We start from the raw sequence: 15,699 nt of genomic DNA on the forward strand, positions 1-15,699 counted from the left end.
CTCATTCGGCGTTTTCGCTCTCCCCGCCCATGTATGTTGTCCCTTGAAGCGGCTTTGCCCCCGCAACCATGATGGCAGGACGTACATCGCTGGTTCCGATTGCACGGTTGAAGCCGGAATGGAAGAGGGGGCGGCGCAATAAAATATTGGCATGATCGCGTGTCGACTTGTTGCAGGGTGTTGCGATCACGGTGTTTTGCGCAATAAACGTGCATGGAGCCGCACATGGGCACATGGCTTTTCCTCATCAGGCGAGAAATCACCCGATCTGAGGTGGTCCGGCGTCCGGAAGGCGGACAAGTTTCGGGAAACGGGGTGAAAACCGGTTGCATTGAGGACGATCCGGCCCAAGGATACGCGCCGGGGGTGCAGACAGATCGCGGGGCCATGACCCGGCCGCTTCCCGGCGGCCTGCCCACCGTCTGCACGACAGGGACAACAGGAGGCTTCATGTTCCGCAAGAGTCACGTGGGCGCGCTCGGCGCCCTGCTGCTGTGCAGTGCAGCGCAAATCCATGCACAGGCTGGTAGCACACCGGCCATGGACAGCGATTACGCTGCGGCGGTGAAGTCCTGGACCACAAAGCCCGAGTTCATGAGCCCTCTGGTCGATCACCTGCCGGTCTCCTCGACGATTCCCTCGCCCAAGGAGGTGCTGGGCGATCACATTGGTGCGCCGAACAAGCTGCACTACTACCAGCAAATCGTGGGCTACTACCGCGCTTTGGCACAGGCCGCGCCCGACCGGGTCAAGATCGTCGAGATCGGCAAGACCGAAGAGGGCCGCGAGAATATCATCGTGATGATCTCTTCGGCGCAGAACATGGCCGACATCGAGAACACGCGGTTGGGACTTGCCAAGCTGGCCGACCCGCGCGGCGTGTCCGAAGAAGAAGCAAAGGCGGTCATCGCCGAGACGCCGCCGATCTACCACATCTCCGCAGGCCTCCACAGCGCCGAGACCGGCCCGCCCGAAATGCTCATGGAGCTGGCGTACCGTCTGCTCGCCGATGACAGCGAGACCTTCCAGCGCATCCGCGACAACGTCATCGTCTCGCTCAGCCCCGTGCTCGAGGCGGACGGGCGCGACCGCTATGTCGACTGGTACTACCGCAACCTCATCGACGAGCGCGACGACCGCAACAAGCCGGGCGGCCCGCCGTACTGGGGCAAGTACATCTACCATGACAACAATCGCGACATCAATCTGTCGGACACGAGCGCCAAGGAGCTGATGAAGTGGTATCTGGAATGGCACCCCCCGATCATGCACGAGCTGCATGAATCGGTGCCCTTCCTCTACATCTATTCGGGCATGGCGCCGCAGAACCCGGACCTCGATCCGCTGCTTTTCGCCGAGCTGCCCTGGTTCTCCAACTACGAGATGGCGCAGCTCACCAAGTACGGCATGCCGGGCGTGTGGACGCACGGCTACGTCGATGCCTGGACGCCGGGCTACCTCGCCTTCATGTCGTCCAACCACAACGGCATGCTGCGCATGTACGAGACCTTCGGCAATGGCGGGGCGACGACGATGTACCGCCATGTCGCGCCCGATCCGGCTTCGGGCCTTGGCCGCGACCAGACCACGCGCAAGTGGTACCGCCCTAATCCTCCCTACAAGGAGGTCATGTGGTCGCTGCGCAACAACACCAACTTCATGGAGACGGGCGTCCTCACCGCGCTCGACATGACCTCGCGCTTCCCCAGAGAAATCCTCGAGAACTTCTACAAGAAGAGCCGCGATGCCATCAAGGTCGGCGCGGGTGAAGCGCCCTACGGCTTCATCATTCCCGCAGGCCAGGCCGATCCCACGCGTGTCAAGTTCGTGACCGACATCCTGCAGCTTCAGGGCATCGAGATCGGCCAGGCCGAGCGCGAGGTGAAGCTGAAGGAGGGTACCTACCCGGCGGGCTCGCTGATCGTGAAGCTGGACCAGCCCTACGGCCGTCTCGCCAAGATCCTGCTGCGCGTCCAGGACAACTACCCCGATGAGAACGTGGGCACCTACGACGACGCGGCCTGGACCATGGGCCTGATGGCGCACGCCAGGATCGTGGAGAGCGCGGACAAGGAGATCCTCTCGGTACCCACGCGCGCGCTGGACAGCTACACCCCGCGCGGCTCGATCACCGGATCGGGCGCGAAGACCTATGCGGTGCTCGATACGGGCGCTGTGGGCATGGCGACGCTGCGCTACAAGCTGGCGGACGTGGGCGGTGTCGAGATCGTCGAGGAGGCCTTCAAGTCAGGCGGTACGACCATTCCGGCAGGCTCCTTCCTCGTTCCGGGCCGCGCCTATGACACCTTGAAGCCGCTGGTCGAGACCCTCGCGCTTGACGCGGTGGGGATCGGCAGCGCGGCGGACAAGGCGCAGACCCACGCCAGCGAATTGCCCCGTCTCGGCGTCTTCAGCACCTGGGGCTCGACGCAGGATGTGGGCTGGCTGCGCTACGGGCTCGACCAGCAGGAGATCGACTACGACCTCCTGTTCAAGGAGCGCGTGCGCCAGGGCAACCTGCGCGCCGACTACGACGTCATCATCCTGCCTCAGCAGGGCCGCTCGACCAAGGACATCGTCTTCGACATTCCGATGACCGGCAAGCCGCTGCCCTACACCAAGACCGACCAGTACCGCTTTTCGGGCGACTACGGCTCCTCGCCCGACATCCGCGGCGGCATGGGGCTGGAGGGCCTTGCCGAACTCAAGAAGTTCGTGGACGCAGGCGGCACGCTCATCACCACGGGCCGCGCCAGCGAGGTGCCGATCGAGTACGGCTTTGTCAGCGAGATCGCGACCAAGGCTCCGCCGGCGAACTTCTACGCGCCCGGCCCGATCGTGAAGGGCAAGGTGGTGAAGCCCCAAAGCCCGATCTTCTACGGCTATGCCGGGGAACTGAAGGGCGGCAAGGTGCAGGGCGGCGAACTGGCGCAAGGTGAACTGCCGCTGCGCTGGGCCCAGAGCACGACCTACTACGTGCCCGAGCGCCTCAAGGCGGACGTCCTGATGACCTATCCGGGCGGCAAGGACAGCATCCTCAGTGGCTTCATCCGCGACGGGGACAAGCTCAAGGACAACGCGGCGATCATCAACGTGCCCTCGGGCGAGGGACGCATCCTGATGTTCGCGACCAACCCGGTCTGGCGCTGGCAGAACTGGGGCGAATTCCGCATGCTCTACAACGCGGTGCTCAACTGGAAGCAGCTGGGCGCGACCGACGAAACGCCTCCCCCGCCGCCCGAGGTCCCCGCTGCGCAGCAGTGAGCTTCAAAGTGATCTGATACGAAAAAGGCCCGCAGGAAGCGCTCTTCCTGCGGGCCTTTCTCATGTCGGTGCCGGAGCGGTTCAGGCGCGGGCCAGTTCGCGCTCGGAGAGGAAGCCGCAGATGTCGGCAACGGTCCGGGTGGTGTCCATTGCCACGCCTTCCTCGGCCGCGAGTTCGAGGGCCGAGTGGGCAATCGCGCCCATCTCCAGTTCCGCCCCGCGCGCATAGTCCTGCGCCATCGAGGTGTAATAGGCGCCCATGCGCCGCCCGATGGCGACCATTTCCTCGAGCGTCAGGCTGGGCTCGACGCCGAGCGCGCGGGCAAGCGCAATGCACTCCTCCAGCATCGGGATCGTGATGCGGGCGAGATGGGGCGAGGTGAACTGCTCGCCCACGGTTGCATTGGCGACCACCGAGAGCGGGTTGCTGGCGAGGTTGAGCGCGACCTTGGACCAGACCTCGCGGCGGATGTCGCGGGTCGGCTGGATGGCGATCGCACAGCCCTCGAACAGGGTGGCAAGAAGCGTCTCGGTCTGTGCGTGCGCATCCGCGATGCTGCCCAGGACCAGGCGCTCACGGCCGTTCGAGGTAAGATCGCCGCGCACGCTGTCGAGCGCGCAGCCCACGTAGACGACGGCGCCGATGATGCGCGCCGGATCGAAGGCTTCCACCAGCGCGCCTGTCGGATCGACACTGCGCACGGCGCGTGCTGTCTCGGGCTGGAAATACCACCAGGGTACGCCGTTCACGAGCGGGACGATGCGCGTGGCGGGGCCGATCAGCGGGCGGATTTCCTCCAGCGAGGCGGCAATGGCCTGCGCCTTGAGCGCGAGGAAGACGACGTCCCAGCCCCCTTCCATTGCGGCCGTCTGCGCGTCGAGCGCGGTGACCGGGATGGGCGCGCAGGCCGGATCGGCAAAAGTGATGCCCTGACGTTCCAACTGCTCCAGGCGGCGCCCGCGCGCGATCACGGTCGGGGCCTTGCCCGCGCTCTGGAGACGAGCCGCGACAAGCGAGCCGACCGCGCCGCCACCGAAGATGCAGGTGCGCAGCGGGCGGCTCACAGCGCCATCTCCAGCTCGGCTTGCGCAGCGCGGCACGCGGCGGCAAGGCCTGTGACGAAATCGTCGACGCGCGCAAGCGGCAGTCCGGCAAGGTTCACGCGGCCATCGGGCGCGACGTAGATCGCGCTCTCATCCTTGAGGCGCTGCACGACCCGGTGACCGGCGCCGAGCAGGCAGAACATGCCCTTCTGGTCGACAAGGCCGGTGAGGCCGAGTTCGCTCGCAAGGGGATGTTCGGCAATGGCCGCGCGGGTCTGGATCAGGCGCGTGCGCATGGCGTCCAGTTCGTCCGACCACAGGGCGGTCAGTTCCGCGCTTTCCAGGACCGTGCGCACGACCGCTGCGCCGTGGTCGGGCGGCATCGAGTATTCGCCGCGCGCCAGCGCCTTGGCCATGGCCATGCCCTTGGCAAGCGGGGCGGCCTGCCTGCCGGTCATCAGAAGCGCACCGACCCGGTCGCGGTAGAGCCCGAAGGTCTTGTTGCACGAGACCGCGATCAGCGCCTCGGGCACGCGTTCGACGAGCGTGCGCACCCCGGCGGCGTCCTCTTCCAGCCCGAGGCCGAAACCCTGGTAGGCCAGATCGACGAGGGGGAAGAGGCCCTTGTCGGCGATGCACGTGGCGAGCGTGGCCCACTGCTGGGCCGTAAAGTCGATCCCCGTGGGGTTGTGGCCGCAGCCCTGGAGCAGGACGGCATCGCCCGGCTCTGCGCGCTCTGCCATCTCCATCCAGGCCGCGAAATCGAGCGCACGGCCCATGGCATCGGTGTGGGCGAACGTGCGGATGTGAAGCCCGGCTCCTGCGAAGACGGGCGCATGGTTGCCCCAGGTCGGCGTCGCCAGCCAGATCGTCGCGGGCCCGGCGCCGTGGGCGCGCGGATTGACCGCCAGCAGACGCGCGGCAAGGCGCAGCGCGCCGGTCCCGCCCACGCTCTGCAGCCCCACGCTCTGCAGCCCCACGCTCTGCAGCCCCGCGACCTGGCAGCCGGCGTGCGCGCCCAGCACGAGATCGGCGATGTGCGCGCAGAAGTCTGCGTCACCTGCGGGCCCGAGGTAGGCCTTGCTCGCCTGCCCTGCGACAAGCTGTGCCTCGGCGGCCTTCACCGCCTGCATGACGGGCGTCTGCCCCTCTTCATCGCGGTAGACACCGACCGAAAGATCGAGGCGGTGGCGGCGCGGATCGGCGCGCACTTCACCGATGAGGGCAAGCAGGGGATCGTCGGGTTGCAGGTCGAAGCGGTCGAAGAGCACGTCACATTCCGGTTGTTGGTGAAGCGGGGTGGAGAACGTGCTTCTAGCGGGAGGCGCGCGCGCTGGGGTTGCCTATTGCGCGCGTTTTTCTGGAAATATGCACAAGATCGCCGTAATGTTGGGTATCCATGCATGTTCTGCGCAACCGCCGCGTTCGCGCCACACGTCCTGTGGCCCGTGCGCCGTGATCTGGAAGGGAGAGAAACCATGGCCAAGGAGCGGCTCGATTCCTTTGATCGGCGTATCCTGGAAATCCTGCAGCTGAATGGGGAACTGGGCCCCAGCGAACTGAGTGCCCGCATCCACCTCTCGGCCTCGCAGTGCTCGCGCCGCCTCCAGCGCCTGCGCGAGGAAGGGTACATCCAGCGCACCGCGGCGATCCTCGATCCCGAGAAGCTGAACCTGGGTATCTCGGCCTATGTCTCGGTGCGGCTGCGGTCGCAGTCGACCGAGATCGTCAGCGCCTTTCGCGAGCGGGTGGAGGCGCTGCCCGAAGTGGTTTCGTGTGACTACACGACCGGCGAGATCGACTTCATGCTCAAGGTCCACACCCACGATCTGGCGTCGTACAGCGAGTTCGTGAACGCCAAGCTCTTCGACGGCGATCTCATCGACAACATGCGCACGTTCGTCATCATGCAGCAGCTCAAGCGCACGACCAGCCTGACGCTCGACTACTGCTGAGTTGTCGAGGAAGGGCGTTCAGTTCCAGTCGGGCAGGGGCTCGTCCTGGAACAGGCGTTCGGCCACCAGCGCGATGGCGCCCAGGCCATGGGTCGAACGGTCGTCCTGGCTCAAGGAGAGGGGGAAGTCTTCACCCAGGAAGCTGAGCAGGTTCTGGGAAAAGGCGTGGGTCAGGGCCGGACCGGCCAGCTCGATCCAGGCCGGTTCCTCGACGATGACCCGGACCGCGTCGGGATTGGACAGGTTGACGAGGTTGGCAAGCGAGAGGCCGAGCGCCGTACCGGCATCCTCGAACAGGGCGCGCGCCTTGTTCTCCCCGGCGCGAGCGCGATCCGCGATCTCGGGGAAATGGGCCGCGAGCGCATGGACTTCGTCGTGGGAGGGGGCGGCCATTGCCGCATCGCGAAGGGCGATGCCGCCAACCGAGGCCACCGTGCCCAGACAGCCGCTGCCACCGCACCAGCACGGGAGCCCCTCGGCCAGGCTGGTCTTCATGTGGCCGAACTCCGGGTTCACTCCGCGCCCGCCCATGAGCACGGCCCCGTCACGCGTGGTCGCGAGGCTGAGGTCGAGGCCGACCTGCAGGAAATGGCGAAGGCCGATGCCCTCTTCCGGGGTGCGCCAGCATTCCGCGCGGGCGATCACGTTGGCCTGATTGTCGATGAAGACGGGAATGCCGAGGCGGCGCTCCAGCATGTCCTGTATGGGCACCGCCTGCGGGATTGCAGGGGGTAGCCAGTGCAGAATGCCGGCGGCCGCCTGAACCGTTCCGAAGAAGCCGACGCCTGCGGCATGCGGGCGCGGCAAGTCCCAGCGCAGGTTTGCCACCGTGCTGCGCAGGCACTCGGCGAGGGTATCGGCCAGCGCGCCTCCGGCCAGCGCGGGGGGCAGGGGATAGTCTGCCTCCGCGAGGACGTCCCCCATGAGATTGGTGATCTGCACGTGCAGGCAACCGGAGGGATAGAGCAGCATGCCGGCCATCGTTGCGGCTTCGGAATTGATCGAGAGCGCGAGACGCGGACGCCCCCGGCCTTCGGCGGGTTCGCGGATCTCGCGTACGATGCCATGGTCGACGAGTTCGCGGGTGATGTTCGAAATGGACCCTGCCGAAAGTCCGCTCTCCGTGACAAGCTCGACACGCGAGATGGCCTTGTGACGGCGAATGCAGTTAAGGACGTGGAGTCGGCTATTTACGGCAGATGAGGACACGACCAACGTCTTTCTGCATTGCGATCATTATCTTGCCTAGATTTTGCACAAGGAGTCTTTGTCGGCAAGAAGTATTGTGGATAATAATGAGTATTCTGGTCTATTTTGATTATGATTATTTTAGATTGGATGTATCTTTATTTTGAGATGCTGCATCGACGGGGCAGGGCGTGCCAGAGCCCAGAATGGCATTGGGCAGGGCCGCATCGTCCCAGTTCACATACATCCCGCCGGTGCGCACGATGACCGTATCCGCCTCGCGCGAGATGTAGACGCGCTGGCCGCCAAATCCGTCGAGATAGACCATGTCCCTGGCGATAAAGGGGGCCGAATGGCGGGCCTGGAATGCGACATAGGGGCCATAGGAGCGCCCCTCGCCTTCGGGAGAGCCAAGCCAGGTCAGCCAGCCATAGTTGGCGTTGCGGGGGCTCGGCCTGGTCATAGCATTGATCCAGCCGGTGGGAACGAGGCGCTTGCCTTGCCACATTCCCCGCTCCTTGATGAGGAGGCCAAGGCGCATCCAGTCACGGGCGCGGGCGTAGATGGAGGGCGTGGCGTGCCCGCTGGCATCGCCCGCGATCAGCGCGTCGGCCGCGCCAAGTGGTCGCCACAGACGGGTGGAGACGAAGCGGGCAAAGGGCTCTGCGCTCGCCCGGTGGATCGCTTCGATCAGCAAGGTGACGTTGACGGTATGGTAGTCGAAGGTGGCCCCCGGCGGGTTGACCACCGGCAGCGCGAGGGCGGCGGCCACCGCGTCCTCGCCGCCGACGAGCGCGCTTGCTCCCGCGCTTCCCGGTGCGGGATGGTCCAGTCCGCTCGTCATCTCGAGCAGGTGTCGGTAGGTAATTGCACGGTGGGCCGTATCGTCCCACTCGGTCAGGACCTCGGACACCGGGGTGTCGACAGAGGCGATCGCCCCTTCTTCGATGGCGATGCCAAGAGCCACGGCGGTGAGCGTCTTGGCCATCGAGGCGGACCAGCTGCGTGCGTTCGCGTTGTGCGGGGCAAAATCGTGGGCGAGTTCGAGTTGCCCGTCCCGCCAGACCAGCAGGGCATCGGAATCGGTGTGCGCGGCGTAGTCGATGGCCGCGCAATAGCGCGTGGCGGCGAGCGCGCGGGTGGCGGCATCCGCCAGGGGGAGGCCTGTCCGGTCCTTGGTGCCGGCAATCCCGTAAAGGGCAGGGTAGCCTGTGATCTGGCGGGCCGGGTTGGCAGATGGCGGGGCCTCCTCCGGCGCGCTCGCGGCCGGGGACATGGGGGCTAGTGTCAGGGCCGCTGCAAGAGCGAACGCGATGGGCCGTTGGGCGATCAGGCGTTGGGATGTGCGGCGCGCAGTTGGCATGCTGGTTCGACCCTCGCGAAATCCACCCCGCAAAAGGCGCGGGGGGCAGGCCTAGCATAGGCGCAAATCCACCCCTACGAAGACCTGGCGCGGTGTGCTTTCATGCAGTGAACAGGAGCGGGGCGCCCCCGCCGAAGGGAAGAGAGCGGCTCGCGAACCGGGTCAGTGGTGCGTGTGGGCCGAAGGCATCGGGGTCGCCAGCCAGTTCTCGGTATCCATGCCCTCGAACCAGGGCCGCGGAACCGGGCCGGAGCGGGGCCAGATCTCCTGCAGGTTCGCCGCATCATAGAGGAAGCCGCCCCGCATGACCGAAGCGATGGCGCGCGCCTTGGCAATGTCCGAGCGCGGATCGGCGTCGAGCACGAGAAGATCGGCCAGCTTGCCCGGCTCGATCGTGCCCAGATCGGACAGGCGCCCGATGGTCTGCGCCGAGCCCGCCGTCGCTGCGTGCAGTATGTCCTGCGGGCTCATTCCGCCCAGCGCATGGGCTTCCATTTCCCAGTGATAGCCGATCCCCGGCATTTCTCCGTGCGAGCCGATGCCGACCAGCACGCCGGCCTTGGCAAGGCGGACCAGGTCCTGCGCGATCACCGGGAAGCGCTCGCGCGAAAGGGGCTGGAACGTCCGGCTCAGCGTAAGCCTCTGGCGGATCGCGTTGCCCGGCCAGTACTGGCGGATCCTGGCATCGACCACGGGGTCCTCGTGCGCGATGAACCAGTCCAGCGCCGGGCCTCCCGAATTGGTGATCGAAAGCGTGGTGTCGTAGCTTGTGCCCATGGCCTTCATCACCGCGATGAGGTCGTCCCCCAAGGGCGGGGCAGCCAGCGCGTGCTCGTTGCCCGCATAGCCATCGAGGATCTGCGTCAGATCCAGCTTGAGTGCGAGCGCCCCCTCGGTCGTGGCGAGGAGATGCTGCTCGCGCGCGGCCATCGCCACCCACTGGCGCACTTCGCGATCACCTGTGCGGTACTCCTTGAGATTGGAGATGCGATAGCCGTCCGAATAGCGCTCCAGCACGTGCCGGGCATCGTCGAGCGAGCCTATGCGGACCTTGGAAAAGACCGCCGTACCCGTTGAACGCAGGCGCGGCGCCAGCAGCAGCCCGGCATCGACCATCCCCTGGTATCCCATGTGGTCGATCGTGAGTGTGGAGGGATCGAAACTGGTCGTCACCCCGTAGGCCAGCCGTGCGCGCAGGCCCCAGGATTCGCTGGCCCAGTTGGTGCGGCGGATCTCGCCGATATGATCGTGAACATCGATGAAGCCGGGCAGGATCGTTTTTCCGGTCACGTCGCGCACGCTGGTCCCGGCGGGCACATCGAGCGTGCCGCCCGGCCCCACGGCCGCAATGCGATCACCCGTCACCAGGACATCGGCATTCTCGATCACCCGGTCACCGTCCGCCATTGTCAGGACCCTTGCCCCGCGCAGGAGGAGCGAGCCTTCCGGCTTGGCCCGCGGCAGCCGGGCGACGAGGCGCATTTCGGCAGATGGCGTGCCTGCGCTGGTGTCATGACGGGTCCACCTGGTTCCCAGCACTGCATCCAGCCGATGCGGTCCCGTCCACTCGAACCAGTCCGCCCCCGACCCGGCAAGCGCCCGGGCCGGACTGTCCTTTGCCGTGAGGTCGACCGCGTGCGTGGGGTCGGCCGGGCGCGGCAGGACGTAGAGCCTGTCACCGATGGTCGCGGCCAGCGTCGTCCCGTCAGGGCTGATGCGCATGTCGTCGACTGGGGAATTTCCCTCCATGAAGTAGTATGAGGGTCCGGTCACCCTGGCGACCGGCGCAGTTGCTCCCGTGGCAAGATCCACGCGCTCGAGCGCGCTCCCCGTATAGTAAAAGGCGGCCCCGGCCTCCTGCGTGAACTGCGCATGCCCGCCGAAGTTGCCGTGCGCGATGATCTTGTCTGCACCGCTCGTGGGATCGAGGGCGACAAGGTCGCCTTCGCGTTCCATGCCGATCTCGAAATAGTTCTGTCGGCGCTGGTCGGTCGGGGAGCGCAAGACCAGGATCCGGCGGCCATCGGGCGTGAAGACCGGGGCCCGGTAATAGGCCGGGACCACATCCAACTTGCGCGCGCCCGAACCGTCGGCGGACGACGTCCAGACCGCTCCACCTTCGGCTTCGGACCAGGTCACGAAGACAAGGCGCGTGCCATCCGGGCTCCAGGCGGGCTCGCTCGGCAGGTCGAGGTCGATGGGCAGGCGCTGTGCCGCACCGCCACCAATCTCCTGCACCCAGAGCCCGCCAAGGGCGGCGAAGGCGATGTGCGTGCCATCGGGCGAGGTCATCGGCTCCATCGCCAGCCTGGATTCGACCGGGCCTGTCGGCTCGTGAATGGCAAAGCGGTTGGATGGGGCCAGCGCGATGCGTGCATCGATTGAGCGCGTCAGGACGTGTGCGGCGCTGCCATCTGTGGGCTGGCGGACGAACCGCCCATCCCGGCTGAGAAGCACGGCCGAGGCATCGGGGGTGAATGCCATACCCGGCACCATGCCCTGCCACGAGGAGGCCTGCATGGCATCGAGCTGTGTCGTGCCAAGCGCCCGATCCTCGCCCGTCGAAAGATCGCGCAGGCGCAGCATCGACGTGCCCTCCCGGCGGGTCACGTAGGCCAGGTGCCTGCCGTCCGGCGCCACGCGTGGCGCAAAATAGGCATCTTCCCCGGTTCCCCGCCCGGAAGGGCCCGCGATGATCGTGTCCTCTTCGCCGGTCTGCAAATCGCGGCGCAGGATCGTCCAGCGCGTGGGAACGTCAAATTCGAGCCCGCCCACCCGGCGCGCGTAGTAGAGCCAGCGTCCATCCGGCGAGGCCGAGGCATCGAGCGTGGAGTGCCAGGTGCTGCGCGGGGCATCAGGAGAGGGCTTGACCGGCGCGAGCCGTTCCGCCGTGCCGTTCAGGGGAAAGCGCCAGAGTTCGTAATTGTTGAGATCCGGCCGGAAGCGGCTGGCGAAGACGGCGTCGCCGCTGGCGCTCCAGGTGGGCGAGACCATAACCGTCTCATCGTCGAAATCCGAGATCACGCGCGCCTCCGAACCATCGGGGTGCGCGATCCAGATGTTCTCCGAACCGTTGCGATCGCTGGTGAAGGTGATCCAGTGCCCGTCGGGGGAGAAGCGCGGCTGGCTGTCGAAGGCAAGCCCTTCGCTCACCTGGCGCGCCGCGCCGCCTGTCGCGGGCATGGTGTACAGATCACCCATGACATCGAAGACGAGGGTATGGCCATCGGGGGAGACATCGAGCGAGGACCAGGTCGTGCGATCGGGGCGCACCTCGAGCACCCGCTCCGGTGTGATCGGCAGGTCGGCCCGAACCGGGTTTGCGGCCAGTCCAACCCCGGCCAGCAGCAGCGCCCTTGCAATTCTACGCGTCACGTCCTTGCTCCCTTGCGCGCGCGGCGCTGGACGACGCGCCCCGGCCGCTTCTTCCACCACAGGTAGATCCCCGTCACGCACATCGCGAAGACCACGAGCCCCAGCACCACGATCGCCAGTTCGCTCGGTATCCCGGCGATGTGGCCGCTGTGCAGCGGATAGAGCCAGCGGTACATCGCAAGGTTGGTGTTGCCGTGATAGGGATCGATGACTTCGGCCAGCTTTCCGCTCGCCCGGTCGAAATAGAGATAGATCGGCCCGAGGTCGTTGTAGCGGAGCACGCCGCTGTCGGTGAGGGTGACACCGATGCGATCCTCTTCGCGGTCGCGGATCGCGGTCGCGGGCAACCAGCTCTCTTCCATGCCCTTTGCGACGCGGCGCGCCTGGTCGAGCGCTGCTGTGAAATCCAGAGGTCCGCGGCCCTCGTCCTGTGGCAAGGCGATCTCGTGTTCGGGCACGAAGCGCTCGACCACGGGCGCATAGAGTTCGTTGAAGAAATTGAGGCACACCGAGGTGAAAGCCAGCACCGTGAGCGGGAGCAGCAACCAGAGCCCGGAAGCCCGGTGCAGGTCGAGCATCTGGCGCGAGAAGACACTCTTGAAACTGAAGCGCCAGGTCCGCTTCCACTGCTTCCAGAAGGTGCCGCGCGCCGGGAATGTCAGGTAGGCGCCGACGATATTGCTGATCAGCCATGCCAGCGCCATCACCCCCATGAACCAGCGCCCATAAGTGCCCAGCATCAAGGTGTAATGCGCATCGTGCAGGAGTTCGGCCGCGCCATGGCGGTTGAAGGCAGGATGGGTCAGGCGTCGGCCTTCGACTTCGCCGCTCACTCGATCAAGGAAGACCTGGTCGACCGGATGCGCGCCCTTCGTCGGGTAGACCATGACCGGGATCCGGGTATCCCGCGCGACGGCAAGAGGGAACGAGCGCACCGTGAACTCGGGATGCTCCCGGGCAAAGCGATCGACGAGCGGGGCGACGTCGGGAGCCGAGGCCGCAGGCGCATCACGAAACAGGTCGGCGTTGAGCCAGGCATCGAGCGGGCGCATGTAGACAAGCAGGCAACCGCTGAGCGCCGCAAAGCCGAGAAAGGCCAGTATCGCAAGGCCGGAATAGCGGTGCACCGCCATCCAGAAGTCTCGTGCTGTCATGCGCTTCGCCCCCACGAAACCTCCTTATTCCCGGCCCTTGCCCAAGACGCCGTCTGGCCCCAGACGCGCGGCATTGAGGCTGCGGATCCAATCGCGCAGCGCCGGATCCGGATGGCCGCTGGCAAGATTTTCTAACACCTCGTCATCCTCGTCCTGCGCCAATTTGAATGTTGCGTCGAGCCCGGTCACCGTCACTTCGAAACCGATGATGGCGCCCAGCATCGCCTCGTAGCGCGCGCCCAGTTCGTCCTGGGCCCACGGTGCGCTGCGACCGCCTTCGCAGTGGTCGACAAGCTGCGTGATCGCCGGTCCCGAGAGCGCCTCGTCGAAATGCACCTCGCCCTCGATCTGGAGCGTCGCGTAGTTCCAGGTCGGCCCCCAGCTGCGCCGCCCACTGTGTTCGGGCGAGACATAGCCCTGGGGCCCTGTGAACAGGAAATGGGCCTGCGGATCGGCTTGCAGCAGGGCGTGGAGTTCACGGCGGCGCGACATGTGCCCGACAAGCCCGACAAGGCGTCCATCCGCGTCGTAGCGCCCGAGAAGGGGCAGCACGGTCGCGGTCGCGACGGGCGCTCCGGGTGAAACCACCCAGGCCAGCGGATAGTCGGCAATGAGGCGGCGCACGTCCTCGCTCCCATAACGGGCAAACTTGGGGTTCAGCATGACGCGCTCCGGCTGGTGGCGATCCGACCCTGGCGAACGCGCGCCGGATCTCCTTGGGGTGGCTTCGAGTTGGCAGGATGATCGCGAGCGCATGGTCCCTGGACAAGTACCAATTGGCGTTAATAACATGGTCCAATCCGAAACGGCCTCCCACGCCCTTTCCACGCTGCGAAGGTACCAAGCCATGTTACGACACTGGCAGATATCGCTCGGCGCGCAGATCGACGCCGGACGCAACACGCCCATGTACATGCAGATCATCCATGCGCTGATCCGCGACATCGAGACGGGCCGGCTCACCTCGGGCACGTTCCTGCCCAGCAGCCGGGAACTCGCCAGCGCTCTTGGCGTCAACCGCAAGACCGTCGTCCTCGCCTATGAGGACCTCATTGCGCAAGGCTGGCTTTCCACCGAGGGAACGCGCGGAACGGTCGTCTCGCGCTCGCTGCCCAAGTCGCTTGGCCCGTTCGATGCCGCCGGTCTGGCCAGGAGCGATCCCGCTACCAGGGGCGTCCCACTCGACGATGAACCTCAGTACCGCTTCAGCGCGCCGCCCGAACGCCCGCTTGCACTGCCCGGCGGGGTGGGGATCAAGCTTGACGAAGGTGCCCCCGATGGCCGGCTCTTTCCCGCCGATCAGCTTGCCCGGGCCTATCGCTCCGCCGTCCAGCGGGCCTCGCGGGCGAACCGTCTGCAGTACCGCGACCCGCGCGGGACCGAGCGCCTGCGCGAACAGATTGCTGACATGCTACGCTCGCAGCGCGGGCTGAACTTCACTGCCGACAACATCTGCATCACCCGCGGCAGCCAGAATGGCCTCTTCCTCGCCCTCCAGGTCCTGATCCATCCCGGCGATGCCGTGATCGTCGAGGAGCTGACCTACGAGCCCGCGGTCGCGGCGATCCGCGCACTTGGCGGCAAAGTCATTCCCGTCGGCATCGACGCGGACGGGATCGACATCGCCGAAATGGAAGCCGCCTGCCGCCGCCATTCGGTGCGCGCCGTCTTCCTCACGCCCCATCACCAGTTCCCGACGACAATCGCCATGCGCCCCGAGCGGCGGCTGCAGGTGCTCGACATCGCCCGCCAGTTCGGGGTGGCCATCATCGAGGACGACTACGACCACGAATTCCACTTCCAGTCGCAGCCGCTTCTGCCGATGGCGGGCTACGCACCAAGCCAAGTACTCTATCTCGGCTCGATGTCCAAACTGCTGCTGCCGGCCCTGCGCATCGGCTATCTTGCGGCCCCCAGGCCGGTCATCGAGGCCATCGCGCACCGCGTTTCGCTGACCGATGGCATGGGCAACACGATCACCGAGGAGACCTGCGCGGACCTGATCGAGAGCGGCGAGGTGCGCCGCCATGCCCGCAAGGCCTGGCGTATCTATGCCGAGCGCCGAAGCGCCTTTGCCGAACTGCTGGAGAGCGAACTTGCCGGCCACGCGCAGTTCACCATGCCCGACGGGGGACTGGCTTTCTGGGTTCGCTTCGAGGGCGATCTCGAGGCCATCGAGGAGAGGGCCCTGGCTGCGGGCCTGCGCTTTGCCAGCCACCGCTCCTTCATGAGCCGCAGCAGCGCCGAGAAGGGGCTCCGACTTGGCTTTGCCAGTCTTGATCCCACGGAAGCGGGGCTTGCCATTGCGGCCCTTGCCCGCGCCACGAAGGCCTGAGGGGGCCTACTGGACCCTGTA

Annotated in this window: 10 protein-coding genes; 3 read left to right on the forward strand and 7 right to left on the reverse strand. The window is 66.2% G+C overall.

Features of this window, described 5'->3' with window-relative positions; all coding sequences use genetic code 11:
* Nucleotides 1-450: 450 nt before the first annotated feature.
* On the forward strand, nucleotides 451-3,264 hold the full coding sequence (locus HT578_RS17320; RefSeq protein ID WP_213500856.1) for a M14 family zinc carboxypeptidase: 2,814 nt from the start codon (nucleotides 451-453) through the stop codon (nucleotides 3,262-3,264).
* A gap of 81 nt (nucleotides 3,265-3,345) precedes the next feature.
* Here the strand turns inward: HT578_RS17320 and HT578_RS17325 are convergent, their stop codons facing one another.
* Both HT578_RS17325 and HT578_RS17330 read right to left on the reverse strand, forming a co-directional pair.
* Nucleotides 3,346-4,329, reverse strand: coding sequence for a ketopantoate reductase family protein (locus tag HT578_RS17325; RefSeq protein ID WP_213500857.1), 984 nt, complete (start codon nucleotides 4,327-4,329; stop codon nucleotides 3,346-3,348).
* Nucleotides 4,326-5,579, reverse strand: coding sequence for an aromatic amino acid transaminase (locus HT578_RS17330; RefSeq protein WP_213500858.1), 1,254 nt, complete (start codon nucleotides 5,577-5,579; stop codon nucleotides 4,326-4,328). The genes HT578_RS17325 and HT578_RS17330 overlap by 4 nt, the downstream gene beginning before the upstream one ends.
* A gap of 207 nt (nucleotides 5,580-5,786) precedes the next feature.
* Here HT578_RS17330 and HT578_RS17335 point away from each other — a divergent pair, with 207 nt between their 5' ends.
* On the forward strand, nucleotides 5,787-6,263 hold the full coding sequence (locus HT578_RS17335; RefSeq protein ID WP_039388737.1) for an Lrp/AsnC family transcriptional regulator: 477 nt from the start codon (nucleotides 5,787-5,789) through the stop codon (nucleotides 6,261-6,263).
* Between the two features lie 18 nt (nucleotides 6,264-6,281).
* Here HT578_RS17335 and HT578_RS17340 read toward each other — a convergent pair whose 3' ends face one another.
* From HT578_RS17340 to HT578_RS17360, 5 genes are all read right to left on the reverse strand, one after another.
* Nucleotides 6,282-7,472 (reverse strand): ROK family transcriptional regulator, encoded by a 1,191-nt coding sequence (locus HT578_RS17340; RefSeq protein ID WP_213500859.1) that lies wholly within the window; start codon nucleotides 7,470-7,472, stop codon nucleotides 6,282-6,284.
* A gap of 115 nt (nucleotides 7,473-7,587) precedes the next feature.
* Nucleotides 7,588-8,727 carry a serine hydrolase domain-containing protein gene (locus tag HT578_RS17345; RefSeq protein WP_213500860.1) on the reverse strand — a complete coding sequence of 380 codons (1,140 nt, stop codon included), beginning with the start codon at nucleotides 8,725-8,727 and terminating at the stop codon, nucleotides 7,588-7,590.
* 249 nt (nucleotides 8,728-8,976) lie between these two features.
* On the reverse strand, nucleotides 8,977-12,189 hold the full coding sequence (locus tag HT578_RS17350; protein WP_213500861.1) for an amidohydrolase family protein: 3,213 nt from the start codon (nucleotides 12,187-12,189) through the stop codon (nucleotides 8,977-8,979).
* The gene (locus tag HT578_RS17355) at nucleotides 12,186-13,343 is read right to left on the reverse strand and encodes a PepSY-associated TM helix domain-containing protein (RefSeq protein WP_213500862.1); all 1,158 of its coding nucleotides are present in this window, start codon (nucleotides 13,341-13,343) and stop codon (nucleotides 12,186-12,188) included. The genes HT578_RS17350 and HT578_RS17355 overlap by 4 nt, the downstream gene beginning before the upstream one ends.
* 24 nt (nucleotides 13,344-13,367) lie before the next feature.
* Nucleotides 13,368-14,006, reverse strand: coding sequence for an FMN-binding negative transcriptional regulator (locus HT578_RS17360; RefSeq protein WP_213500863.1), 639 nt, complete (start codon nucleotides 14,004-14,006; stop codon nucleotides 13,368-13,370).
* A 184-nt stretch (nucleotides 14,007-14,190) separates the two neighbouring features.
* Between HT578_RS17360 and pdxR the strand changes: the two genes are divergently transcribed.
* Nucleotides 14,191-15,678, forward strand: coding sequence for a MocR-like pyridoxine biosynthesis transcription factor PdxR (gene pdxR / locus HT578_RS17365; protein WP_213500864.1), 1,488 nt, complete (start codon nucleotides 14,191-14,193; stop codon nucleotides 15,676-15,678).
* The last annotated feature ends 21 nt before the right edge of the window (nucleotides 15,679-15,699 follow it).

The organism is Novosphingobium decolorationis (assembly GCF_018417475.1).
GTDB lineage: Bacteria > Pseudomonadota > Alphaproteobacteria > Sphingomonadales > Sphingomonadaceae > Novosphingobium > Novosphingobium decolorationis.

What these genes read in the sequence shown, in the direction of transcription:
- HT578_RS17360 (WP_213500863.1), bottom strand. Translation starts at nt 14,006, where the DNA reads ATGCTGAACCCCAAGTTTGCCCGTTATGGGAGCGAGGACGTGCGCCGC.
- pdxR (WP_213500864.1), top strand. Translation starts at nt 14,191, where the DNA reads ATGTTACGACACTGGCAGATATCGCTCGGCGCGCAGATCGACGCCGGA.
- HT578_RS17345 (WP_213500860.1), bottom strand. Translation starts at nt 8,727, where the DNA reads ATGTCCCCGGCCGCGAGCGCGCCGGAGGAGGCCCCGCCATCTGCCAAC.
- HT578_RS17355 (WP_213500862.1), bottom strand. Translation starts at nt 13,343, where the DNA reads ATGACAGCACGAGACTTCTGGATGGCGGTGCACCGCTATTCCGGCCTT.
- HT578_RS17335 (WP_039388737.1), top strand. Translation starts at nt 5,787, where the DNA reads ATGGCCAAGGAGCGGCTCGATTCCTTTGATCGGCGTATCCTGGAAATC.
- HT578_RS17320 (WP_213500856.1), top strand. Translation starts at nt 451, where the DNA reads ATGTTCCGCAAGAGTCACGTGGGCGCGCTCGGCGCCCTGCTGCTGTGC.